Source organism: Cetobacterium sp. ZWU0022, from assembly GCF_000800875.1.
Classification (GTDB): Bacteria; Fusobacteriota; Fusobacteriia; order Fusobacteriales; family Fusobacteriaceae; genus Cetobacterium_A.
Genome location: NZ_JRJZ01000084.1, coordinates 62,606 through 86,022, shown reverse-complemented (window position 1 = coordinate 86,022; position 23,417 = coordinate 62,606). Strand labels below are relative to the sequence as shown.

Sequence of the window (23,417 nt, the reverse complement as noted above, 5' to 3'; positions counted from 1 at the left end):
CTTCTTCACACGGGTATTTCTAACCTTCAACTGGAGGGTTGTTGGTTATTTATATAATAAGTTTAGCACCTTATTATCAATATATGTTATAATAAAATAAAAACACATATTTATATTCAACTAAGTTAAAAATAAATTTGGTTTTTAAGTAAAAATCTTTTACAAGGTAAAATATACATGAAAAAGAAGGGTTTGTCAATATAAAAATTAAGGAGATGGGGATGGATTTTAAAAGTCAAAATAAAAATATCACGAATTTATTAAAATTTATAGATCAACGTGAAGGGTCGAATAAGTTAGAGATTGCTGAGAATATAATGGTTTCTCCAGCAGCTTTAACTAAAATTTCAAAAAAATTATTGGGGGATAATATACTTTTAGAAAAAAAATATGTTGATGAAAACGGAAGAAAAAAAAATTTATTAATTATAAATTATGATAGATTTTTCTCGATTGGTGTCTTTATAGAAGAGAATTTAACAAAAGTAATATTAACAAATTTAAAAAATAAAGTCATTGGTGAGTTTGAATTTGAAAACAGATATAACGGAAATTTTGAAGAGTATTTAAAAGCTTTATTAAAATATATAGAAAATTTTGTAGAAAATAGTAAGGTGTCTATAGAGAAAATATTGGGAGTAGGTATTGTTATGACCAATGAATTTATAGTTAAAAAATCTTTAGATATGTTTAAAGAGGATAGATTCTTAACTTTGAAAAAAGCTATTATGGAAAGATTTTGTGGATATGTTTTTGTTGAAACTGAGATTAGAGCTCAGGCTTTATACGAAGCTTTTTTAGAACCATCATATAAAAATTTCTTTTTAATCAAGTATGGAGACAAAAGAGGTTCTGCAATAATTATAGATAATAAACTTGTTAATCCAGCAATAACGCACTATAGATCAATGGGAACAAGACATTTTATAGTTGAACCTAATTCAGATATCTATTGTGAAATTTGTAAAAAAAAGGGATGTTTTGACACAATGGTTTCTCCAAAATATATTTTTGAAGAAATTTTAAAGGAAAATAACTATTCAGCACGAATAGAAAGTTTGTATAAAAATATGACTTTAGATGAGTTTTTAAAAAGAGCAGAAAGCGGAGAGATTAGGGAGTGTAAATCATTAAGAAAAGTCGCAAAATATATAGCAATTTTAATGATTAATCACAATAATTTACTTCCTTTAGACACTTTTTTACTTTCAGGAAGAGTGTTTAAAAGTACACTGTTTCTAAGTTATTTAAAGATGTATTTACAAGAGTTCCAATTAGGAGAAGTACATGAGAATTTAATTGTATTAGAGGATAAAATTGAGAGGTCAGAATTGATTGCATCATTTTTACCAATAAATTATATATTTTATAATTATCATTTTACAGAAAACTTAGAAGATTAATTTGAAGAGATAGAATTCCTATCTCTTTTTTATTTAAAAAAATTTTTAAATAGTAAAATTTTTTTAATTGTGATTAAAAACAAATAAAACCTATAAAATCAAGGCTTAGATAGCAAAAATTGTTAAATAAAAAAATTTACTTAGAAAAATTTTATTTACAAAAATAAAAAAATATTGTATAAAGAATATAATGAAATCGAGTTTTTTTTACTTGATAAATTTTTTAAAAATATAAATTAAAATCGGAGGGGATTTTATGAAAAAATTAGCACTTTTATTAGGATCTTTACTTGTTGTAGGAACTGCAGTACAAGCGAAAGAGGTAGTAGTAGCTCCAGTTGAGGTATCAAAAGAGGTAGTAGTTGTAGCTGAACCTGTAGTTGAAGAGGTAGCAGTAGTAGAATTAACACCTGAATTCAGACCAACTGGATATTTAGGATTAGAATATAGAGCATATGGAGATACTGAAGGGCATGGAGATAAAAAATCTTCAAAAGATAAATGGAACAACGGTTCTAATAGATACTCAAGACTAGAAACAACATTTGGTGTTGCAGCAACTGAAAAGTTTTCAATTGAAGGAAGAATAAGAGACTATAACTCTTTAGAAAGAAATGATGAAAAATATATAAATAATGAAGATGGAACTGAAACAAGATTAAGAGCTTACTATAAGCACAATGATCTATTCACTTCAAGAGTAGAATATAAGGATGCAACAGATGAAAAGCAATCATTTGAGTACCAAGCAAGATTAAATGTTTACAAAAATGAAGGAGGATTACTAAGTGATTTAGTATTCGCACCTAAATTTAAACATACAATGGATTCAGAAAATGGAGGAAACTACAAAAATACTGTAGGAGCTGACATTGATTATGCAGGTAACTTACCGTTAGGATTTACTTGGGATGGTACAATTTACCTAAATCAAAACTTCTATGGAGAGGACTTCCATACAAATCCTGATTTAACAAATAATAAAGATAAAGCATTTGAACCAGAGTGGGAAATCTACTTAAGAAGAAAGTTCGCTCTATATGCAAACGATAATTATGCATTAGACTTCAACTTTGAGGGTGGATATGATCCATATGTATTTGGACAATATGATAAATATGTTGAAAAAGATGTTAAAATAGAGAAAAATGATTATAGTTTATATACTTTATTAACATTAGATCTTGAGTATAAAGTAACTGAAAACTTCTCAATAAATGGAGGAGCTGGAGCAGAGTACAGAAACTGGGATAATACAGCTCAAAGTTCTGCATCTGATTGGAGATGGCAACCAGTTGCATACGCAGCTATGAAAGTAACATTCTAGTAAGATATATAATAAAAACCCCTTGAAAATCAAGGGGTTTTTATTTGTCCTATAAAAAATTAAATGCCACCATAATTATCAGCAGCTAAAATAGCAGCTAAAACTTTTTCTGGAGTAACTTCAAAAGGCATATTATGAATTGTTTCACCAGGAGCACAAGCTAATTTTGCAACTTCTAAAAGTCGATCAGTTTCAAGTGAACTAACACCTAGTTCTTCTAAGGATGTAGGTAAACCAATATTTTTACAGAAGAATAAAACTTCATCTATCTCTTCCATAGGAGCATTTTCTAAGAAGAGTTGTACTAACGTTCCAAAAGCTACTTTCTCACCGTGATATAAGTCATGACACTCTTCTAAAATTGTTAATCCGTTATGAATAGCATGAGCAGCAGCGAGTCCACCACTTTCAAATCCAATTCCACTTAAATATGTATTAGCTTCAATAATATTTTCTACTGCTTTAGTACAAACTCCCCTTTGAGCAGCAAACATAGCTTTTTCACCATCAGCTATAAGAATATCAAAGCAAAGTTTAGCAAGAGCCATGGCAGCTTTTGTAGTTAATCCCCCACCCATATTAAGAGCATTTGATCGTTCACATGCTCTAGCTTCAAAATAAGTTGATAGAGCATCACCCATTCCACTTGCTAAAAGTCTAGCAGGTGCTTTAGATATAATTTTAGTATCCATTAAAACAATATCAGGATTATTAGGTAAAAGAAGATATTCATCAAATTGACCATCTTCAGTGTATAAAACAGAAAGAGCACTACAAGGAGCATCTGTAGAAGCGATAGTAGGCACAATCATAACAGGCAAGTTAGAATAGTGGGCAACAGCTTTAGCTGTATCTAAAGTTTTTCCACCACCAACTCCAATAACAATTTCAGATTTCTTAATTTTTAAAATCTCTTTTAATCTATTTACTTCAACTTTTGAGCATTCTCTATTGAACAATTCAAAATTAACCTCTAAATTTTCTTTTTTAAAACTTTCATTAATTATTTCCTCGGTAATACTTAATACAAATTCATCAGCAATAACAAAAGCATTTTTTTTAGCATATTTTGCTATACTTTTCAAAGCATCAACACCTTGAATATACTTATAAGGTGATAAAATAATATTTTCCATTATTAACCTCCATAAAATTAAGTTGAAAGATTTCACTGATATATTTATTACCACTATTTTGTTAATTTGTAAATGGAAAAATGGTATAATTAAGGTAAAAGAATGGAAAAAGGATGGTGGAAGAGTGCTTAAATTATTTGATATAGTTGAAGAGAAAAGTCCCAAAGATAGAGTAGATGAACTAAGAAAAGAGATAGAACGTTATAACTACTATTATTATACAAAAAATGAATCGTTAATATCTGATATTGAGTTTGATAAACTTTTAAAAGAGCTCGAAGAATTAGAAAAAAAATATCCTGAGTACAAAAATGAAAATTCTCCAACAAGTTTTGTAGGAGCGAGTAATTTAAAAGAGAGTAAATTCCAGAAAGTAATTCATAAAAAACCTATGTTAAGTTTAAATAATTCCTATAATATAGAGGATGTTGTAGCTTTTACAGAGAGAGTTCAGAAGAATTTAGAAACGAATTATAAAGAGTTAGAATATGTATTAGAGCTAAAGCTTGATGGGGCTAGTATAAGTGTGACATATGAAAACGGAGAGCTTGTTAGAGCGGTGACAAGAGGAGATGGAATAGAGGGTGAAGATGTAACAGAAAATATTCTGGCGATTCAAAGTATTCCAAATTTTTTAAAAGAAGATGTCAGTTTAGAGGTAAGGGGAGAAATTGTATTACCTTTAAGTAGATTTAAAACTTTAAACGAAGAAAGATTACAGGCAGGAGAGGAGATTTTTGCCAATCCAAGAAATGCGGCTAGTGGAACTTTGAGACAGATTGATTCAGAGATAGTTAAAGAAAGAGGACTAGATGCATATTTTTATTTTGTAGTAGATGCTGAGCAGTATGGATTTAAAACTCATAAGGAGAGTTTAGAGTATTTAGAAAAAGTTGGAATAAAAACAACAGGTGTTGCTGATTTAATTAGTGATATGTCAGTTATGGAAAAAAGAATTGCCTTCTGGGAAAATGAAAAAGAAAATTTAGATTTTGAAACAGATGGATTGGTTATAAAATTAAACGATATAACGTTATGGGAAGAGGTTGGTTATACAACGAAAAGCCCAAGGTGGGCAATCGCATACAAATTCCCAGCAAAGCAGGTAACAACAGAGTTATTGGGAATAACGTGGCAGGTTGGAAGAACAGGAAAAGTAACACCAGTAGCGGAATTGAAAGAGGTTGAATTATCTGGAAGTAAGGTGAAAAGAGCAAGTCTTCATAATATGGATGAGATAATAAGAAAAGATATAAGAATAGGAGATAGAGTTTTTATTGAGAAAGCAGCAGAGATAATTCCTCAAGTTGTAAGTTCTGTGAAAGAGATAAGAACAGGAGAAGAGAAGGAAGTTGTAGCACCAACTAACTGTCCTGTCTGCCAGACACTTTTAGAAAAAGAGGAAGGATTGGTAGATTTAAAATGTATAAATCCAGCCTGCCCAGCTATTGTTCAAGGAGGAATTGAATACTTTGTTTCTCGTGATGCTATGAATATAAGTGGATTCGGAAGCAAGATTGTAGAAAGAATGCTTCAGTTAGGATATATAAAAGACATAACAGATATTTTTGAGCTAGATAAATATAAAGATGAACTGATGACTTTAGATAAAATGGGAGAGAAGAGCGTTGAAAAATTATTAGCTTCGATAGAAAAAAGTAAATCTAGACCATATTCAAAAACACTTTATGCTCTAGGAATTCCTTTTGTTGGAAAATTCTTAGGAGATGTTTTAGCTAAGAAAAGTAAAAATATAGATTCATTGGCTACTATGACTAAAGATGAACTTTTAGCTATGGATGGTGTTGGTGAAAAGGTTGCAGAATCTGTTTATGGTTTCTTTAGAGATGAGGCATCTTTAGATATTATTAGAAAATTAAAAGCGCACGGTGTTAATTTTGGAAAAATAATTGATGATAAAAAGAGTGAGGTTGTATCAGAAGGTAAATTTACTGGAAAAACATTTTTATTTACTGGAAAACTTCAGAAATTCAAAAGAGAAGAGATCAAAGATTTAATTGAATCTTTAGGAGGAACGAATCTTTCGTCAGTAAGTAAGAAATTGGATTATTTGATTGTTGGTGAAGATGCGGGAAGTAAATTGAAAAAAGCAGAAGAGTTGGGAACAGTTAAGATTTTGACAGAGGATGAGTTTTTAGAATTTACTAAATAGATATATTTATAAAGGGGAAACCCCACGGTTATACAACCGTGGGGTTCTTTATTTATATTAGCACTTTATTTAAAAAGATTTATTTCGATTAAGCAGCTTCAGTTTCGTTTAATGATTTCTCATAAACTCTTAAGAAAGGCATGTATAAGAAGAATGATACAGCCACTAAAGCACAACTTAGAATGAATGCAGCAACACTGAAGTTTGTAGCAAGTAGAGCTCCGATTGGTCCTGGAGTTGTCCAAGGAACAAGAGTGATAACTTTTCCTACTAAATCAAACTTTGTAGCAAACCATGCTATACAAGCATTTAATACTGGAATTCCAACAAATGGAATGAATAGTAATGGGTTCATTACGATTGGTGCTCCGAACATAATAGGCTCGTTGATGTTAAATACTGCAGGAATAACTGAAAGTTTTCCAATAGATTTAATGTGTGCATTTTTACTCACAGACATAGCAAGGGCAAGTCCTAAAGTTGCTCCAGCTCCTCCTATGTAAACATAAGCATCAAGGAATCCACCTGCGAATATTTTTGGTAAAGCTTCTCCAGCTTGAAGTGCAGCTTGGTTAGCAGCAAGGTTAGATAAAGTTATAGAGTTAATGATTGCTATAACGATGTTTGTTCCGTGTAATCCAGCAAACCATAAAAGGTGAGTGATTATGATAATGAAGATTACAGAGATTAATGAATCAGACATATTTAATAGTGGAGCAAACGCTTTTAAGATGATTTCAGGAACCATGATGTTTAAGCTCTTCATTGCGAAAATATTTACCGCATGGAAAAGAATTGTTACGAATACGATAGGTATTAATAACTCGAATGATTTAGCGATTGCAGGTGGTACAGAATCAGGAAGTTTAATAACAAACTTCTTTTGTACAAGCAGTCTGAAGATTTCGATAGCAATAATAGCACCTAATATAGCTGTAAATAACCCTTTTGCATCAAGATATCTAGCATCCATAACTGGCATCCATCCACCATCAGGGATAAGGAATAAAGCACTAGCTCCTTCAGCCTGACCAACAGGTAACCAATCTAGCTTAGCAGATGTCAGTAAAAAGGCATACATTGATAAGAATCCACCAGTTGTACCGTTAAGACCGTAGCTATTAGATAAAGACATTCCAATTCCGTAAGAAACGAATAAAGACATGATACCCATACTTACATAGAATGGTTGTACTAAATCTCCTTTGAAAGCTCCCATTAAATTAGCGTACCATTCCATGTAAAGTACGTTGTTAGGATCAGTAAATGGTAAGTTAACCATTAAAAGGATAAATGAACCAATGATAAGGAACGGCATTGTATAAACAAATCCGTCTTTGATTGCATTTAAATATCTGTTTTGTCCAACTTTGGCAGCAACAGGCATTAGTTTTTCTTCAATAATGTTCATAAAGTTACTCATAATATTTTCCTCCGTTTTTTTAGTATTTTTATTATATCAAATTTTATAGAAAGGGGTGGAGGAAAAAACTTCCCCTCCCCATAATTTTATAATAGTTTTTGATTAATTGAAGTTATAAGTGAATCCAACATATGACCAGATCATATCTAGCCCCTCTTTTCCATCTTTTCCACCTAAAACATTAGCATTTTTCATATCTCTATCAGCATCTTCATAAGCAACTCCTACAAATGTAGATAATTGATCGTTGAATACATAGTTAGCCATTAACTCATATCTGATTCTATCCCCAACTGAATTTTCCCAATCTCTAACATACGAATCTGTTGCAGCATCTTTAGTATCCCAAGTTTTATCTAAAGTAATTCTAACTCTAGGCATAACAGTTAATTTTTCATTAACTTGGTATGGGAACATAAGTCTGATTTGAGTTTCAACCATTTCATAAGAATCATAGAATTCTCCCGTAGTATAAACAGTTGGATTGAATGATAACTTATCAGTTAATTTGAATGAAGGTCCGAAATCACCCTCCCAGTACCATCCGTCATTTCCTTTAATTCTATCTTCTCCAACTACTAACCATCCAGCTAATAATCCATTGAAGTGATTAAAATCAGTTCCGATTTCATATCTATTTTTAGAAGGTTCATTTCTATATTTTGCACTGAAAGCTTGCTTTTCAAATAGTTGATATCTTACTTTGTAATCTACTCTTGTTGCTGAACTATCGAATCCTTTATCTAAAGAGAAGTCGTTAAAGTATCTTCTTTCAACATTTAACCCTAAAGTTAACTTTCCTTTAGTTGCAGAAACTCCAGTTCCCCAGAATACAGCATCGTTAGCATCTCCAAATTCAGTCATATCTCTATTTGCTCTAGAATCATTATCAAAATCCTCTGACTCTAAATAAATATTACCAGAAACAACCCATTTGTTAGCAGGAACTACAACCTCTGTCATGATATCAGTTTCTTCGTTTACAACCTCTTCAACAATTCCTGTTTCTTTAACAACTGGAGACACAACTGGTTCTGCTACAACTTCTTTAGCAAAAACATTTGTACCTAATAATGATAATGCAGCTAATAAATAAAGTGATTTTTTCATTTTGTTACCCTCCCGTGTTTTAAATAAAGTATTATTTTTTATTACTATTTAGATAAGCTTAAAGCATAGTCTAAAATTTTCTTTCCGTTTAATGTTCCGTAAGCCATAGTATCGATTACATCTAATGGTTTACCAGCAGCAGCAGCGATAGCTCCTAACTCAGCTTTCTTAAATCTAACTTGTGGTCCTAAAAGGAATACATCATATTGAGGTAATAACTCGTGGAATTGCTCTAATCCTACAGCATCGATTTTTACTTCTATATTTTCAGCAGCAGCAGCAGCTTCCATTTTCTTTACAACCATACTTGTTGACATTCCTGCAGAACAAAGTAATAATATTTTTTTCATAATTGTTTCTCCTTTTAATCTAAATATTTTGAATTTTTGATTTACTAGTTTTTTAATTGTTTGAGTGATTCGTTCACCTGACACCATAATTATAGAATATGTTTTAAAAAAAGTCAAATTTAACAAGTTTAAGACTTTTTTCGTCGAAATACAAATGTTTTTTTAAAAAAAAACTTGAAAAATAGTTGTAAATGTTGTATTCTTTATGAAGAACGAAAAAAAAACTAAAAAAAATCGTCTAATTTTAACCTAAAACTGTTAAAAAAAAACAAAAAAACTTTAAATTTTTTTAAAAAAACTTAAAATTGATTAAAAAAGGTGGTGAAAATATGAAGAAAATGGCTTTTGATTTTTCTAAAAATGATCTTTTTATAGATACCGACAAAAAATTAAATAAGAAAGAAAGAGATTTTTTAGAGATTGTAAGAGAGAGATATAAGGGTAAAAATGAAAAATATATAATTTTTACAGAAAAAGAGTTAAGAAATTTAGTTGGTGAAAGAGGAAATATCCAAGAATTTTTGGATAAGTTTTTCAAAAGAAGAATTTATTTAAAATTGATAGAAAAAGAAGAGGAGATATTTTTTTCTTCATTTCCAATTTTTGATTTTTATTTGAAGAATAGAGAGGAGTATAGGTTATTTGTTTCAAGATCTTTAAAATCTCTAAAAGAGAGTGGAATATTTGATGATATAGATTTACTTCTAATCTTACTATTTAAAGATAAGAAAAGTTTCCAACTATATTTAGCGATGATAAAAAATAGAAATCAAGGTGGATTCTTAATAAGTAGAGATAACTTAAAAGAACTTTTAGGTGTTGGACAAGAAAACTATGAACGTTTTTATGATTTTGAAAAGACAATACTAAAACCTGCTTTAGATGACATAAACCAACTTACAAAATATAATATAGAATATACAAAGATAAAAAATAGTGATGGATTTACAAGTAAAATAATGGAGATAGAATTTTCATTTGATCATAAGCTTTCATCTATATTAGCAGAGGAGATAGACAGACTCTTATTACCTCTAAGGGATAGAGTGGATTCTATTTCGAAAATTAGTAAGGTAATAGAGGAAGCACTATTAAAAGAGGGAGTCGATTTTGTTAGAAATAACTTATATCATCTAGATAAAGGGATTTCAGGATCTTTAGATGATGCAATCTGTTTAGCATTAAAAGAAACACCGAACATAGAGTATACAGAAAAATATATTTTAATTAGTAAAACATCAGATATATTTTTAAATAGATTTATATTTGAATCAAGATTGTATAAGGAACTTTTAAAATGTAAATTCTATTATAACTACAACTTCTTAAAAGTTTTAAGAGGCATGAAGGTTGGAGAAAGTTTAGAGTATAAAGATGAAAGACATAAAATTAATATTTTGTATTTAGATAAAGGTAGAGAAAGTACAATTGAGATATATAAAATAGCTGAAGATCCTACTGGAGAAAAAAAATAAATTTAGGCGTTAAATATAAAAAAATCTAAAAAAGAGTTGATATTATTACATCCGTTAGACGAAAAAATATATTCAATTTTTCCTACAATTTAAACTCTTGACTTACTTAGAGAAATCTAGTAAAAAATAGGTAAAACAAAGGTTTTCAGGAGGGTATTCGATATGAAACAATTAGGAATTTCAATATATCCATTTCACGCTACTTTAGAAGAGAACAAAAACTATATAGAGTTAGCAGCAAAGTATGGATATAAAAGAGTTTTCACTTGCTTATTATCAGTAGATGGGGATAAAGAGGTTATACTAAAAGAGTTTAAAGAAACAATAGCACATGCAAATAGCTTTGGAATGGAAGTTATGGTTGATGTTGCTCCATCAATATTTAGTAAGTTAAATATTAGTTATGATGATCTATCTTTCTTTAAAGAGATTGGGGCTTGTGGAGTTAGATTAGACTTAGGATTCTCTGGAAACGAAGAGAGTGTTATGACGTTCAATGAGCATGGTTTATTAGTAGAGATAAATATGAGCCAAGATACAAACTACGTTAATACAATAATGGATTATATGCCAAACAGTGAAAAATTAGTAGGATGTCACAACTTCTACCCTCATAGATATACAGGACTTTCAAGAGAGCACTTTAGAAGTTGTAATAAGAGATTTAAAGGATTTTCTTTAACAACAGCAGCATTTGTAACTTCTCAAACAGGAACATTTGGACCATGGCCAGTAAATGATGGACTTTGTACTTTAGAAGAGCATAGAGATTTACCAATTGAGGTTCAAGGAAGAGAGTTATTCAACGAGGGAATAGATGTAGTAATAATCTCTAATTGCTTCCCAACAGAAGAGGAGTTAAAAAGACTTGCAGATATAAATAAAGAGATGTTAGAGTTTGAATGTGAAGTTTATGATGGTGTTGGATCAGTTGAAAAGGATATTATAGAAAAAGAGTTACATTATCATAGAGGGGATATTGGAGAGTATGTTGTAAGATCAACTCAATCAAGAGTAAAGTATAAAGGAACTCACTTTGAACTGTTCAATGCAGTAGATATTAAAAAAGGAGATGTTTTAATAGAGTCATCACTTTATGGTCAATACGCAGGAGAGTTACATATTGCAAGAAAAGATATGAAAAACTCAGGAAAGACAAGTGTAGTAGGGAAATTAGATGAGAACTATATTGGATTATTAGATAGCGTAAAACCTTGGCAAAAATTCAAAATTAAAATAAAAAAATAATTATTGGTTTAGGAGGAGTTAAAATGGTAGATTTTACAGAAGATGAATTAGAAGAGATTATATTTTCAATAGTTGCATATGCAGGGGAAGCTAAAGGGTGTGCTCACCAAGCGCTAGCATTTGCTGAAGAGGGTAAGTTTGAAGAAGCTGAAGAGTGTATGAAAGAGTGTGATGCAGCAGTATTAAAAGCTCATCATGTTCAAACAGATATGATTCAAAAAGAAGCGGGAGGACAAAAGATTCCTTTATCAATCGTTTTTGTTCATGCACAAGATCATTTAATGACAGCTCTTTCTGAAAGAGAATTAATTAAGAAAATGATAAAATTAAACAAAAGATTATTTGCATTAGAGAATAAATAATAAAAAGCCCCTTGAAATTTCAAGGGGTTTTATTTTTGTGGTTAGCTTAATTATGCAAGCCAAGCTCCAAACATCCAAATATGTTTTTGGTAAAGAGCAGCTATATCAGTCATAAGAGAAAGAGTGGCTTGATTATCCTCTTTTTCAGCTAATTTCATTATAATATTAATTTCAGCTAAAAGAACTTTAAAATCTGCAAGCATAAGATTAACAGCTTCTTTAGCACAATAAGGTTTACTTTCAATCTCAGAAAGAACTGTATGTTTTAAATAAATAGCAAGAGACGCATGTGGTCTATGTCCAGCCATAAGCAGTCTTTCTGCAACTGAATCTATTTGTTCATCAATCTCTGACATTATTCCATCAAGCATAGGATGGATAACGAAAAAGTGCTCTCCAACCAAATTCCAGTGGAAGTTGTGAACTTTCGCTTTGAAAACATGTAAATCTCCAACAAATTTGTTCATTTGAAATACTAAATCCATATTATCCATAAAAAATCCTCCTTTAAAGAAAAAACTTTTGTTAGCTTAACTAACTTCGCTTTTATTATTCGAGAAAAAATTATGTTTCCTTTAAAAAAGTTAAATTAATAGGACATTTTTTGCAAAGCTTCACTAATTTTGTTACAAACTTCTTTCATAGCTTTAATAATTTCATTTATATGTGGTTCATTTGAACTGCTACTAAAAAAAGGACAACTAACAGCAGCAATGATTTTATTATTTTGATCATATATAGGTGTAGCAACAGCACTGATTGTATTTGAATGTTCCATATTGTCAAAAGCTATTTTTTTTATATTAACTTTAAAAAGTTCTTTTTTTAAAGCATCTCTATTTATAATAGTATTTTCCGTATACTTCGGAAGAACTTCTGGAAGAAGCGAGTTTAGTTTTTTTTCTGTTAATTGGCAGATTAATATTTTACTAGCAGCTCCAGCATGAAGTGGAAAAATAGCATTTTCAGGTACCGTGATTTTATAATAGTCATTACTCTCAACAGATGCAATTACCCTGATTTTATTTTTATCAAACACACTAACTTTAAATGTTTCTTTAAATTTTAAAGAAAGCTCCTCTAAATATGGATAAGAAACATTTTTAATAAGATTATAATTTTCATTTTTATTTGAAAAATAATCGAACTTATTTCCAAGAGTATACTCTTTTCCACTTTGACTGACATACCCAATAGACACTAAAGTATAAAGAAGTCTATTTGTAGTAGCTTTAGGAATAGATAGATCTCTAGATATCTCAGCTTGTGAAGCTCTCTCTTTTAGATATAGATAATTAAAAATTTTATCTATTTTTTCCATAGCGGGGACAAGTTTTTTCATAGTTTAACTCCCTAAAATTAAAACTCTAGATATTTTACCAAAACCTTTTTGATATATGATTCTTTCAATATTTCCATTGCTATATGTTTTTTCAACAGTTACCTCTTGACCAGATTCAGCATCAATAAAATCAACAATTTCATAGTGATTTCCTCTAGAGTTCCACTTATTTCCAATTTCAAAAGGAGCCTTTAAAATAGTTTCTCTTTTATTAAAATCAAGAGCATTTAAATCTGCAGATATATTTTCTCCAACAAAAACTAGGTCGATAGAATCCTTTGTAATTAAGTATACTCTTTGAACTCTAGTTGCAGTATCGATTGTATCTTCTACAATAAATCTATACCCATTTTTATAAATATATTTACTAGAAGTTTTCAAACCAGCGTTTTCAAAGCCTCCTTTATATGTAAAATCTCCAGCTACAAAAAAATCAGAGACTTTGTATTCTTGCTTGTTACTACATCCTATAAAAAGAAGTAAAAAAGTTAATAAAGATATATATTTTTTCATAAAAACCTCCCAATAAAAATTAATTTAAGAATTAATCAAATTATACCCCAAATATCTCTAATCTACTAGAAAAAAAGTTATTTTGTAACATATGTTACAGAAAAATATAAACTATACTGATATAATCTATTTAGAAAAATTAAATTAAAGGAGATTAACATAATGGAAAAAATACCAATGTTTTGTTTTCAATGTCAAGAAACAGCAGGGAATAAAGGCTGCTCAGTAGTTGGAGTTTGTGGAAAGCAACCAACGACATCGAACCTTCAAGATTTACTAATTTATGTAGCAAAAGGAATATCAATATTAAGAGAAAATATAGCTTTAGAATTAAGATTAGAGGATAAAAAATTCAATTCAGAGTTAGATTACTATATAACAAATGCACTATTCATAACTATCACAAACGCAAACTTTGATGATAATATGATAGCGGAAGAGATCTTAAAAGGATTAAAGTTAAGAGATAGATTAGAAAACTTTGTAAAAGAGAACTCAATAACTATAAAAAGATTAGCTAATCATGATGCAATGACATTTAGAGTTGAAACTTTAGCTGATATGAATAAAAAAGCTTTAAGTATAGGAGTTTTAAGTACAGAGAATGAAGATGTAAGATCATTAAGAGAAGTTATTACTTATGGATTAAAAGGAATGGCAGCTTATTATGAGCACTCTGTAAACTTAGGATATGAAAACTCAGAGATTGTGATGTTTATAGAAAAAGCTTTAGTATCAACATTGGATAATAGCTTAGAGTTAGGAGATTTAGTTGGACTTACATTAGAAACTGGAAAGTTCGGAGTAGATGTAATGGCTTTACTAGATTCAGCTAATACAGGAAAGTTTGGAAATCCAGAAATCACAGAGGTAAATATAGGAGTTAGAAACAATCCAGGAATTTTAATATCAGGACATGATTTAAATGATATCGTTCAATTGCTAGAGCAAACAGAGGGAACAGGAGTGGATGTATATACTCATTCTGAGATGTTACCAGCTCACTACTATCCAGAGCTAAAAAAGTATAAACATTTAGCTGGAAACTATGGAAACGCTTGGTGGAAACAAAAAGAGGAGTTTGAGACATTCAACGGTCCAATTATCTTCACAACAAACTGTATTGTTCCTCCAAAAGCTGGAGCTTCTTATGAAGGAAAAGTATTCACAACAAATGCAACTGGATTCCCAGGATGGAAAAGAGTAGCTGAAAAAGATGGAAAGAAAGATTTTAGTGAAGTTATAGAGCTTGCAAAAACTTGTGCCTCTCCAACAGAGATTGAAACAGGCAAGATAGTTGGAGGATTTGCTCACAACCAAGTGCTTCAATTGGCTGATAAAGTTATCGATGCAGTAAAATCTGGAGCAATCAGAAGATTCTATGTAATGGCTGGATGTGATGGAAGAATGAAATCTAGAGATTACTACACAGAGTTTGCTGCAAACCTACCAAAAGATACAGTTATATTAACAGCTGGATGTGCAAAATATAAATATAATAAATTAGATTTAGGAGATATCGGAGGGATTCCAAGAGTTTTAGATGCGGGACAATGTAACGATTCATACTCGTTAGCAGTTATAGCTCTGAAATTAAAAGAGGTATTTGGATTAGAGGATATCAACGAGTTACCAATAGCTTATAATATAGCTTGGTACGAGCAAAAAGCAGTAATCGTTTTACTTGCATTATTACATTTAGGAGTTAAAAATATAAACTTAGGACCAACAATTCCAGCATTTTTATCAGGAAATGTTTTACAAGTTTTAATAGATAACTTCAACATTGGAACTATAAGCAGTGTAGAGGAGGATTTAAAAAGATTCTAATTAGTTTTAAAAATATAAAAAAGCAAAAAGGTAAGGGGTGAGTATCCTTACCTTTTTTATATATTATCTAGAAACAGTTGAAATACCATTGTTGATGATGTTATAAATCTCATCTTTTGAAACTAGGTTTGCATCTCCTCTTACAGTATGCTTATATACAGAAGCAGCAGTTGCAAAATCTACAATCTCCTTAGGTGATAGGTTGTTGTAGATTCCAAATAGTGCACCAGCAGCGAAGGCATCTCCTCCACCAACTCTGTCAACGATTTGGAAGGTATATCTAGGTGAGCTTACAAGCTCACCATCTTTAAAAACGAAACCAGTTAAAGAGTTCTCATTAACCGAGTGAGTCTCACGCTTTGTCGAAAGCAAAAACTTAATGTTAGGGAAGTTTTTTGTGATTTCTCTATAATACTCTGTTAAATCTAAATGATCTCCCAGTTTCATAATGTTTTTAGCATCTAAAACTCCAGCAAAACAGATATCTACATATGGCAAGTAGCTAGTTAAAACCGGAGCAGCTTCATCTAAAGTCCAAAGCTTTCCTCTGTAGTTGAAATCAAAACTGATTAAAACTCCCATCTCTTTTGCTTTTATCATGATTTTATCCATTAACTCTTTACAACTATCTGAAAGAGCAGGAGTGATTCCTGAAAGATGTAAAATCTTACAATCTTTTAAAATATTTTCAATTTGAAGTTCAGTATAATCTAAAGTAGAGAATGATGAGTATTTTCTATCATAGATTACAGATGAAGCTCTTACACTTGTTCCAACCTCTAGGTAGTAAGTTCCAAGTCTTTCTCCACCTAAAACTATATTTTCAGTAGCTACATTGTTAGCTTTTAAATATCTGAATATTGAATCAGAAAGTGGATTGTTTGGCAACTTAGTAACATACTCAGATTCAATTCCAAAGTTAGCTAATGAAACAGCAACGTTAGCTTCTCCCCCACCATAATCGGCTCTGAAAGTATTACTTTGTACAAATCTATTGTTGTTTTCTGTAGAAAGACGTAACATTATCTCTCCAAGAGTTACTATTTTACTCATAATTAGATCTCCTCTCTAACCTTTTTAACTTTCTCAACGAAAGCTTTAGCAGCAGCAGTGATCTCGTCACTTGGTCCAGTAGCTAATTTACCACCAACACCAACAGCAACTACTCCATTTTTTATCCATTGGTCAACATTGTCTATTGACACTCCACCTGTAGGCATTATGTTTGCTTGAGGTAGAGGTGCCTTTACAGCTTTTATAAAGTCTGGTCCAAAGGCACTTCCAGGGAAAAGTTTTATAATGTCACAACCTAACTCCATAGCTTTAAGCATTTCAGTTATAGTCATGCATCCAGGCATATAAGGGATAGCGTATCTGTTACAAAGTTTAGCAGTTTCTACATCAAATCCTGGAGAAACAATATATTTTGCTCCAGCTAATATAGCAAGTCTAGCAGTTTCGCTATCAAGTACAGTTCCAGCTCCTATAATAAAGTCATCTCCAGGGAACTCTTTAGAAAGTTCTCTGATAACTTCAGTTGCTCCAGGAACAGTGTAAGTAACTTCTATTGCATTAACTCCACCAGCGATACAAGCGTTAGAAATACGCTTGGCTTCATCTAGATTTTCAGCTCTAACAACAGCAACTACTCCAGTACTAATAATTCTATCTATAATTTCGTGTTTTTTTAACATAATTTGAAACCTCCTCAGAATTCGTTTCGTTCATTCAACAAGCAAATTTTATAAAAAAAGCAATAAATAAACAATATTAGTTTTATAAAAATGTTCCACATATGGAACTGGTCAAAAAAAACCACTAATAAAGTAGAAATATAGTGGAAAATATAGTAAAATATAAAATAAGACTCTATTTTATTTGAGGAGGAAATAATGCAAAACTATAACGATTTATTAAGAGAGAATTTAGAATGGGTTGAAAAAAAACTAGATTTAGATAAGGATTATTTTAATAATCTTTCAAAAGGGCAAAATCCCCCATTTTTATATATAGGATGTTCAGATAGCAGAATGCCGATAGATACATTCACACAGAGTGAGCCTGGGAGTTTCTTTATTCATAGAAATATAGCGAATCAAGTTTTTTCAAATGATATGAATTTTTTAGCGACATTAGAATACGCAGTAGAACAGTTAGAAGTTGAACATATAATTGTTTCGGGTCATTATGAATGTGGAGGAATAAAAACAGCTCATGATAAATGTAGACACTCTTCTATAATTTCAAGTTGGTTGATGCCAATAAAAAAGATAGAGGTTGAACATAAAGAGGAGTTAGAAAGTCTTGAGAATGAGCAAGATAGATTAGATAGACTTACAGAGTTAAATGTATTAGAGCAATTAAAGCATATATTTGAACTTTCAGTGATAAGAAATAGAATTGAAACAGGGAAATATCCAAAAATTCATGGGTGGATCTTAGATATTAGAAATGGAAAGATAAAAGAGATGGAGATTCCTTTTGAAGATTGGAAAATGAAAGGGATTATCCCGAAAGAGTATGAAATTTAGAAAATTTTAAAGGAATCCTTTATTTTCTGCATATATAATGTAGTTAATAAAGGATTTTATAATTAACGGAGGTTAAATGAAAAAAATATTACTAATTTTTTTAGTTAGTTTTAATTTTATATTTTCAAAAGATGTGTATATACCAAAAAACAATTCGGAACTAGAGGTGTTAGAAAGATATAGAAAAGAAACTTTAATTTTAGGAGATAAACCATATTCTTTTACAGCTGAGAAAATAAATGGTGAAAGTTTCAATGACATTATTTATGATTTGTTAAAAAATTATTTAGGCTTGAATATAGAGATGCAATTAAAAGACTGGAGAGATATAATATCTGATTTTGAAGAGGGCAAAATTCAGATTTTAACAAATTTTACTCAAACCTCAGAAAGGCAAAGTTTTGCGTCATTTTCAACAAAAGTATATGATGAATATTTATGTATAACATCTAAAAGTAAACCACTTAATAATATAAAAGATTTAGAGAATAGCAAAATTTTTATTGTTGAAGGTTCGGTTTATGCAGAATTTTTAGATATCATTATAGACAATAATGATTTGAATGTTGAGAAAGTTTTTGTAGATGATATTATTCATTATGGTGATGAGTTTATATTAGAGTCTCATTTAAATGATTCAGTAGAAAAAAATAAGTTATTAATAGGAAATGTTCCAGGGAGTTCAATTGCAGTTATAAATGAATATAAAGATTTAATTCCAATAATAAATAACGCATTAAAAGAGAGATATTCTGAGAGGATTGAAAAATGGTTTGAAACTAGACAATGTAAAAAATTTAAAAAGAATTTTGAGAACTCTTTAAGTATTGCAGAAAAAACGTATCTTAAAAATTTAAAAGAGATAAATATTGCATACGAGGAACTTGGAGAAACAAGTTATTTCTCTTCGAAAAAAGGTAGATATGAGGGAGCAGTTCCTGCTGTATTGAGAACTTTATTTGAGAGAATGAATATCATTTTAGATGACAAAAGTAAGCCAAAAGAGGAATGGAGCAGTATTTTTAATCGATTTAAAGATGAAAAATTAGATATAATTGTACTTTCGAAAACTAAAGAAAGAGAAAAAGATTATATATTTACAAAAAAATTATTTGATTTAGTTATCTATAAAGTTAACTGTTTAAAAGAACCGCCTGATGGTAAAAAACGAGTTGGTGTAATAAAAGATAGTAGACAGGAAGAGATATTGAAAAGATATTATCTAGAAGAGGATATCATAACTTATGATAATTATAATAAAATGATAAGAGATTTTGAAACTCATAAGATATACTCAATTGTGATTATAAATCCTGAAAACTTTGAGGTTGGTAAATATATAATAGAGGTATTAGAGGCAGTACCTGTGAATATAGGATTAAAGAAAAGAAATGTTGTCTTGAGGGATATTTTAGATAAGGCTATTGATAATTTATTGTTTAAAGAAAAAATAGTTGAAAAAGCAAAGTTTGAAAGTAGAAAAGAGAATCTAGAAAAATTAGAGTTAGAAAGAAAAAGATATAGTCAAATTTTAGGTATTGTAATTTTTACTGTTGTAATAATTTTCATTCAAAGTTATCGATTGATGAAAGAGGAAAATAAAAATAAGGAGTTATTAAAGGATGATTTGACAGGTCTTTTAAGTAGAAGAGTATTCAATGAATTTTGCGATAAGAATAATAATATAGAGGGGAGTATTTTAGTTTTAGATTTAAATAATTTTAAAAAAATAAATGATTTATATGGTCATAATTTGGGTGATGAAGTAATTGTAGAAGCTAGTAAATGTTTAGAAAGTATTTTTTCTAAAGATAAGGTGTTTAGAATTTCTGGAGATGAATTTTACATATATTCATATGAGAGATATGAAATAGAAGAAAAACTATGGAATTTAAAAGAGGCATTTAAAAGTTCAAGATTACTTAGAAGACTAGGTGTTAGTTTTAGTTTGGGATACTATATCAAGAATGAAAAAATATCACTTAAGGAGGCATTTAAAAATGCCGATTTGGCGATGTATTTTGTAAAAAAGAATAGATGTCTGTGGTATAAAGAAGCTACTAATGATTTTATAAAAACGATTGAAAGAAAAGAGTCGATAAAGAAAAATTTAGAGTTGGCAATAGAAACTGAATTTTTTGCGGTTTATCAACCTAAATTTAACTTAAAAACGAATACTTTAGAGGGTGCAGAGGCATTAGCTAGATGGGAGAATTCAGAATTAGGTTTTGTTTCACCAGTGGAATTTATATCGCTTGCAGAAGAGATAAATTTAGTGTCTAAAATAGATTATAAAATAGCTGAAGAGGCAGTAAAAAAAATTAGAAGTATTTTAGATAGAAATATATATATCAAAGATTTTAGGATATCTTTTAATGTTTCACCAGAAACCTTTAGGCGGGATGATATTGTTTCTTATATAGAAAATCTTTTGCAAAAATATAATATTGATGGAAAATATTTAGAGATAGAAATAACTGAGAGCATGTTTATAAGTGATATTAAAGACATAATAGGTAAATTAAATTCTTTAAAAAATAAAAATATTAAAGTATCAATAGATGATTTTACCGCTGGTTATTCAACAACTGGTCTTTTAGCAACTCTTCCTGTTGATACAGTTAAGTTTGATAGATCTTTAATATTGTCAATGATTGAGGATGAGAAAAAAGGAAAAGCAATCTATATAGGGCTTATAAAAATGATGAAGAGTTTGAATCTTAAAATAGTTTCTGAAGGAATTGAAAAAGAAAGTGAGTTGGAATTTTTAAGAGATAATGGAGTAGATTATGGGCAAGGATTTTATTTAGGAAAACCAACAAAAGATTTTTATAATTAAAAATATCCCCTCTAGAAAATATCTAGAGGGGGATTTTTTTACATATGTTTTTTTAATAGTGAATCATAAGTTCCATCGGCTTTAATCTCTTCTAAAGCTTTGTTTATTTTTTCTAAAAGATCAACATTTTTCTTTGATATAGCGATTGCATATTCCTCTGCTTCACCAGCAGTTTGAGCTAGCTTTAGAGCTTTATTGTGCTTCACATAGTTTAAAGCTGTTTCTGAATCTAAAACTATAGCATCAATTTTTTTACTTTGTAGCTCCATTATAGCAGCGTAAGATGCATTATATTTTTTACTTTTAACCTCTTTCATCTCACTTACAACAACATCTCCAGTGAATCCAAGAACTACTCCAACTAATTTTCCATTTAAGTCATCAAAAGTTTTAATGTCTTCGTTAGATTCATTTAGAATTATAACTTGGTTTGCTGTATAGTATGGCTCTGAGAAATTAACAGTTTTCTTTCTTTCTTCATTTGCAGTCATTCCTGCAATAACAATATCAATTTTGTTCATCTCTAAAGCCGGAATAAGTCCGTCAAAAGACATGTCTTTGATAACAATATCCATTCCAATTTTTTCTCCAATGGCTTTAACAAGATCGATATCAAATCCAACAACTTCTCCTTTATCAAGGTATTCAAAAGGTGGAAACTCAGCATTTGTTCCAACATAAAGCTTCCCCTTAGCAAAACTGAAAGAACTCATAATTAACATTAAAAATAAAACCAACTTTTTTGAAATCTTTTTCATAATCTCCTCCTAGTATAAAATATATTAATGATTTAAAACTTTTTCTATAAACTCTTTTGCTCTTGAATGATTTACTCCTTCGAAGAGTTCTTCTGGAGTTGTATCCTCTAAAATTGAACCTCCATCCATAAATAAAACTCTGTCTGCTACTTTTCTAGCAAACCCCATTTCGTGAGTAACAACAACCATAGTCATTCCATCCTTAGCTAAATCTCTCATAACATCAAGAACTTCACGAATCATTTCAGGGTCTAAAGCCGAAGTAGGTTCATCGAAAAGAATAACTTCAGGATCCATACAAAGAGCTCGTGCAATAGCTATTCTTTGTTTTTGTCCTCCAGAAAGTTGCTCTGGATAAGCTAAAGCTTTATCTTTTAATCCAACTTTTTTTAGAAGAAGAAGAGCTTTTTCTTCGACATCCTCTTTTCTCATTCCTTTTACTTTTAAAGGTGCAAGAGTAAGATTTTCTAAAACTGTTTTATGTGGAAATAGATTGAAATGCTGAAACACCATTCCAACCTTAGCTCTCATAGCATTGATATTAGTGCTTGGATGCATAATATCCTCTCCACTTATATATATGTGGCCAAGAGTAGGCTCTTCTAAACGATTAAGACATCTTAAAAACGTTGATTTTCCACTTCCAGATGGACCGATAACTGCAACAACCTCACCTTTATTGATATGAACTGAAACTCCTTTTAAAACTTCTAAATCGCCAAAACTTTTAAATAGATCATCCACTTTTATCATGCTTTATTCAACCCCTTTTCAACGCCTCTCATAATTTTTGTAAATATTCCAACTAAAATAAGGTATATAAATCCAACTAGTAGTAGTGGTTCTACTCCTCTGTAAGTTTGAGAAGTTATAATATTTGCAGATCTTAAAAGATCAACTCCACCAATGAAACCAACAATAGAAGTTTCTTTTAAAAGTGTTATAAATTCACTAACTAATGCAGGTAAAATTTTTCTGATAGCTTGAGGAATAATAACCTCCTTCATAGCGATAGGATAGCTCATTCCTAAAGCACGAGACGCTTCCATTTGGCCTTTATCAAGTCCTTCAATACCAGCTCTGATAATTTCAGCAACATAAGCACTAGAGTTTATTCCAAATGCAATACCAGCTACTAAGAAAATTGGTATATCACGGAAACCAGCAAAAACAATATTAGCAAGAATTAGAAGTTGAACAACTGCAGGAGTTCCTCTAATTAAATCAATATAACAAATTGCGATTATTTTAAATTTTGATAATCTTAAAAGTGCGATAAAAACTCCTAGAATAACACCAAAAATGGCTGAAAAGGCAGTTACACCAACAGAGAATGTTAAACCTTGTAGAACATACTGGTATCTGTAACCATCGATAAAAATTGTTTTAAGTACAGCTAAGTAATCTCCCATAAAAATCTCCTTTATTAGTATTTTAATATATAAAAAAAGTCTAAAAGTATACTATACTCTCAGACCTTTAAATACAAAGATAAATAATTTCAAAAAGAAAACCATATATAAATGAAAATGGATGGTCAGCATCAAAATTACCAAGAATATAACAGAATATAGAGTTGCTTATTATTTTGTACCCT

21 protein-coding genes are annotated in these 23,417 nt (G+C 30.1%); 9 read left to right on the top strand and 12 right to left on the bottom strand.

What is annotated here, in order from left to right; translation table 11 throughout:
• The first annotated feature begins 221 nt into the window (after nt 1-221).
• Nucleotides 222-1,403, top strand: a complete 1,182-nt coding sequence (locus L988_RS07290) for an ROK family protein (RefSeq protein ID WP_047382974.1) — start codon at nt 222-224, stop codon at nt 1,401-1,403.
• 256 nt (nt 1,404-1,659) lie between these two features.
• Nucleotides 1,660-2,730: a hypothetical protein gene (locus L988_RS07285; RefSeq protein WP_047382972.1), complete on the top strand. Its 1,071-nt coding sequence runs from the start codon at nt 1,660-1,662 to the stop codon at nt 2,728-2,730.
• Nucleotides 2,731-2,789: 59 nt separating this feature from the next.
• Here the strand turns inward: L988_RS07285 and L988_RS07280 are convergent, their stop codons facing one another.
• Nucleotides 2,790-3,866, bottom strand: coding sequence for a glycerol dehydrogenase (locus tag L988_RS07280; protein WP_047382970.1), 1,077 nt, complete (start codon nt 3,864-3,866; stop codon nt 2,790-2,792).
• Nucleotides 3,867-3,954: 88 nt separating this feature from the next.
• Between L988_RS07280 and ligA the strand changes: the two genes are divergently transcribed.
• Nucleotides 3,955-6,039 (top strand): NAD-dependent DNA ligase LigA, encoded by a 2,085-nt coding sequence (gene ligA, locus L988_RS07275; RefSeq protein ID WP_052191745.1) that lies wholly within the window; start codon nt 3,955-3,957, stop codon nt 6,037-6,039.
• Nucleotides 6,040-6,127: 88 nt separating this feature from the next.
• Here the strand turns inward: ligA and celB are convergent, their stop codons facing one another.
• From celB to L988_RS07260, 3 genes are all read right to left on the bottom strand, one after another.
• Entirely contained in the window at nt 6,128-7,462 is a 1,335-nt protein-coding gene (gene celB, locus L988_RS07270) for a PTS cellobiose transporter subunit IIC (RefSeq protein ID WP_047382968.1), read from the bottom strand.
• Nucleotides 7,463-7,564: 102 nt separating this feature from the next.
• Nucleotides 7,565-8,572, bottom strand: a complete 1,008-nt coding sequence (locus L988_RS07265; protein ID WP_047382967.1) for a hypothetical protein — start codon at nt 8,570-8,572, stop codon at nt 7,565-7,567.
• A gap of 44 nt (nt 8,573-8,616) precedes the next feature.
• Entirely contained in the window at nt 8,617-8,922 is a 306-nt protein-coding gene (locus L988_RS07260; RefSeq protein WP_047382966.1) for a PTS sugar transporter subunit IIB, read from the bottom strand.
• Nucleotides 8,923-9,251: 329 nt separating this feature from the next.
• Between L988_RS07260 and L988_RS07255 the strand changes: the two genes are divergently transcribed.
• The 3 genes from L988_RS07255 (at nt 9,252) to L988_RS07245 (ending at nt 12,007) form a co-directional block, all read left to right on the top strand.
• The gene (locus L988_RS07255; protein WP_047382964.1) at nt 9,252-10,397 is read left to right on the top strand and encodes a replication initiation protein; all 1,146 of its coding nucleotides are present in this window, start codon (nt 9,252-9,254) and stop codon (nt 10,395-10,397) included.
• A 162-nt stretch (nt 10,398-10,559) separates the two neighbouring features.
• The gene (locus tag L988_RS07250; protein WP_047382962.1) at nt 10,560-11,645 is read left to right on the top strand and encodes a DUF871 domain-containing protein; all 1,086 of its coding nucleotides are present in this window, start codon (nt 10,560-10,562) and stop codon (nt 11,643-11,645) included.
• A gap of 23 nt (nt 11,646-11,668) precedes the next feature.
• On the top strand, nt 11,669-12,007 hold the full coding sequence (locus L988_RS07245) for a PTS lactose/cellobiose transporter subunit IIA (RefSeq protein ID WP_047382960.1): 339 nt from the start codon (nt 11,669-11,671) through the stop codon (nt 12,005-12,007).
• A gap of 50 nt (nt 12,008-12,057) precedes the next feature.
• Here the strand turns inward: L988_RS07245 and L988_RS07240 are convergent, their stop codons facing one another.
• The 3 genes from L988_RS07240 to L988_RS07230 all read right to left on the bottom strand — a co-directional run bounded on the left by L988_RS07240 (nt 12,058) and on the right by L988_RS07230 (nt 13,862).
• A complete protein-coding gene (locus tag L988_RS07240) occupies nt 12,058-12,501 on the bottom strand; it encodes a DNA starvation/stationary phase protection protein (protein ID WP_047382959.1) in 444 nt (147 codons plus the stop codon).
• A gap of 95 nt (nt 12,502-12,596) precedes the next feature.
• Complete coding sequence (locus tag L988_RS07235) at nt 12,597-13,349, bottom strand: IclR family transcriptional regulator (protein ID WP_047382958.1); 753 nt, start codon at nt 13,347-13,349, stop codon at nt 12,597-12,599.
• 3 nt (nt 13,350-13,352) lie between these two features.
• Nucleotides 13,353-13,862: a hypothetical protein gene (locus L988_RS07230; RefSeq protein ID WP_047382956.1), complete on the bottom strand. Its 510-nt coding sequence runs from the start codon at nt 13,860-13,862 to the stop codon at nt 13,353-13,355.
• A gap of 162 nt (nt 13,863-14,024) precedes the next feature.
• Here L988_RS07230 and hcp point away from each other — a divergent pair, with 162 nt between their 5' ends.
• Nucleotides 14,025-15,692, top strand: a complete 1,668-nt coding sequence (hcp, locus tag L988_RS07225; RefSeq protein WP_156111939.1) for a hydroxylamine reductase — start codon at nt 14,025-14,027, stop codon at nt 15,690-15,692.
• Between the two features lie 63 nt (nt 15,693-15,755).
• Here hcp and L988_RS07220 read toward each other — a convergent pair whose 3' ends face one another.
• Nucleotides 15,756-16,745: a sugar kinase gene (locus tag L988_RS07220; protein WP_047382954.1), complete on the bottom strand. Its 990-nt coding sequence runs from the start codon at nt 16,743-16,745 to the stop codon at nt 15,756-15,758.
• A gap of 2 nt (nt 16,746-16,747) precedes the next feature.
• Nucleotides 16,748-17,386 (bottom strand): bifunctional 2-keto-4-hydroxyglutarate aldolase/2-keto-3-deoxy-6-phosphogluconate aldolase, encoded by a 639-nt coding sequence (locus L988_RS07215; RefSeq protein WP_047382953.1) that lies wholly within the window; start codon nt 17,384-17,386, stop codon nt 16,748-16,750.
• Nucleotides 17,387-17,584: 198 nt separating this feature from the next.
• Here L988_RS07215 and L988_RS07210 point away from each other — a divergent pair, with 198 nt between their 5' ends.
• Together L988_RS07210 and L988_RS07205 are read left to right on the top strand one after the other, a co-directional pair.
• Entirely contained in the window at nt 17,585-18,223 is a 639-nt protein-coding gene (locus tag L988_RS07210) for a carbonic anhydrase (protein ID WP_047382952.1), read from the top strand.
• A gap of 76 nt (nt 18,224-18,299) precedes the next feature.
• A complete protein-coding gene (locus L988_RS07205; protein ID WP_047382950.1) occupies nt 18,300-21,062 on the top strand; it encodes an EAL domain-containing protein in 2,763 nt (920 codons plus the stop codon).
• 38 nt (nt 21,063-21,100) lie between these two features.
• On the opposite strand, the gene L988_RS07200 is transcribed toward L988_RS07205, so the two are convergent.
• Genes L988_RS07200 through L988_RS07190 form a run of 3 tightly spaced genes read right to left on the bottom strand, consistent with a single transcriptional unit; the run spans nt 21,101 to nt 23,232 of the window.
• Entirely contained in the window at nt 21,101-21,820 is a 720-nt protein-coding gene (locus tag L988_RS07200) for a basic amino acid ABC transporter substrate-binding protein (RefSeq protein ID WP_047382947.1), read from the bottom strand.
• 24 nt (nt 21,821-21,844) lie between these two features.
• Entirely contained in the window at nt 21,845-22,573 is a 729-nt protein-coding gene (locus tag L988_RS07195) for an amino acid ABC transporter ATP-binding protein (protein WP_047382946.1), read from the bottom strand.
• Nucleotides 22,570-23,232: an amino acid ABC transporter permease gene (locus L988_RS07190; protein WP_047382944.1), complete on the bottom strand. Its 663-nt coding sequence runs from the start codon at nt 23,230-23,232 to the stop codon at nt 22,570-22,572. Before L988_RS07190 ends, L988_RS07195 begins: the two co-directional genes overlap by 4 nt.
• Between the last annotated feature and the right edge of the window lie 185 nt (nt 23,233-23,417).

Bases quoted from the DNA above. Each gene is read 5' to 3' on its own strand.
- L988_RS07290 (WP_047382974.1), top strand. From the start codon at position 222: ATGGATTTTAAAAGTCAAAATAAAAATATCACGAATTTATTAAAATTT.
- L988_RS07285 (WP_047382972.1), top strand. From the start codon at position 1,660: ATGAAAAAATTAGCACTTTTATTAGGATCTTTACTTGTTGTAGGAACT.
- L988_RS07280 (WP_047382970.1), bottom strand. From the start codon at position 3,866: ATGGAAAATATTATTTTATCACCTTATAAGTATATTCAAGGTGTTGAT.
- celB (WP_047382968.1), bottom strand. From the start codon at position 7,462: ATGAGTAACTTTATGAACATTATTGAAGAAAAACTAATGCCTGTTGCT.
- L988_RS07265 (WP_047382967.1), bottom strand. From the start codon at position 8,572: ATGAAAAAATCACTTTATTTATTAGCTGCATTATCATTATTAGGTACA.
- L988_RS07260 (WP_047382966.1), bottom strand. From the start codon at position 8,922: ATGAAAAAAATATTATTACTTTGTTCTGCAGGAATGTCAACAAGTATG.
- L988_RS07255 (WP_047382964.1), top strand. From the start codon at position 9,252: ATGAAGAAAATGGCTTTTGATTTTTCTAAAAATGATCTTTTTATAGAT.
- L988_RS07250 (WP_047382962.1), top strand. From the start codon at position 10,560: ATGAAACAATTAGGAATTTCAATATATCCATTTCACGCTACTTTAGAA.
- L988_RS07245 (WP_047382960.1), top strand. From the start codon at position 11,669: ATGGTAGATTTTACAGAAGATGAATTAGAAGAGATTATATTTTCAATA.
- L988_RS07240 (WP_047382959.1), bottom strand. From the start codon at position 12,501: ATGGATAATATGGATTTAGTATTTCAAATGAACAAATTTGTTGGAGAT.
- L988_RS07235 (WP_047382958.1), bottom strand. From the start codon at position 13,349: ATGAAAAAACTTGTCCCCGCTATGGAAAAAATAGATAAAATTTTTAAT.
- L988_RS07230 (WP_047382956.1), bottom strand. From the start codon at position 13,862: ATGAAAAAATATATATCTTTATTAACTTTTTTACTTCTTTTTATAGGA.
- hcp (WP_156111939.1), top strand. From the start codon at position 14,025: ATGGAAAAAATACCAATGTTTTGTTTTCAATGTCAAGAAACAGCAGGG.
- L988_RS07220 (WP_047382954.1), bottom strand. From the start codon at position 16,745: ATGAGTAAAATAGTAACTCTTGGAGAGATAATGTTACGTCTTTCTACA.
- L988_RS07215 (WP_047382953.1), bottom strand. From the start codon at position 17,386: ATGTTAAAAAAACACGAAATTATAGATAGAATTATTAGTACTGGAGTA.
- L988_RS07210 (WP_047382952.1), top strand. From the start codon at position 17,585: ATGCAAAACTATAACGATTTATTAAGAGAGAATTTAGAATGGGTTGAA.
- L988_RS07205 (WP_047382950.1), top strand. From the start codon at position 18,300: ATGAAAAAAATATTACTAATTTTTTTAGTTAGTTTTAATTTTATATTT.
- L988_RS07200 (WP_047382947.1), bottom strand. From the start codon at position 21,820: ATGAAAAAGATTTCAAAAAAGTTGGTTTTATTTTTAATGTTAATTATG.
- L988_RS07195 (WP_047382946.1), bottom strand. From the start codon at position 22,573: ATGATAAAAGTGGATGATCTATTTAAAAGTTTTGGCGATTTAGAAGTT.
- L988_RS07190 (WP_047382944.1), bottom strand. From the start codon at position 23,232: ATGGGAGATTACTTAGCTGTACTTAAAACAATTTTTATCGATGGTTAC.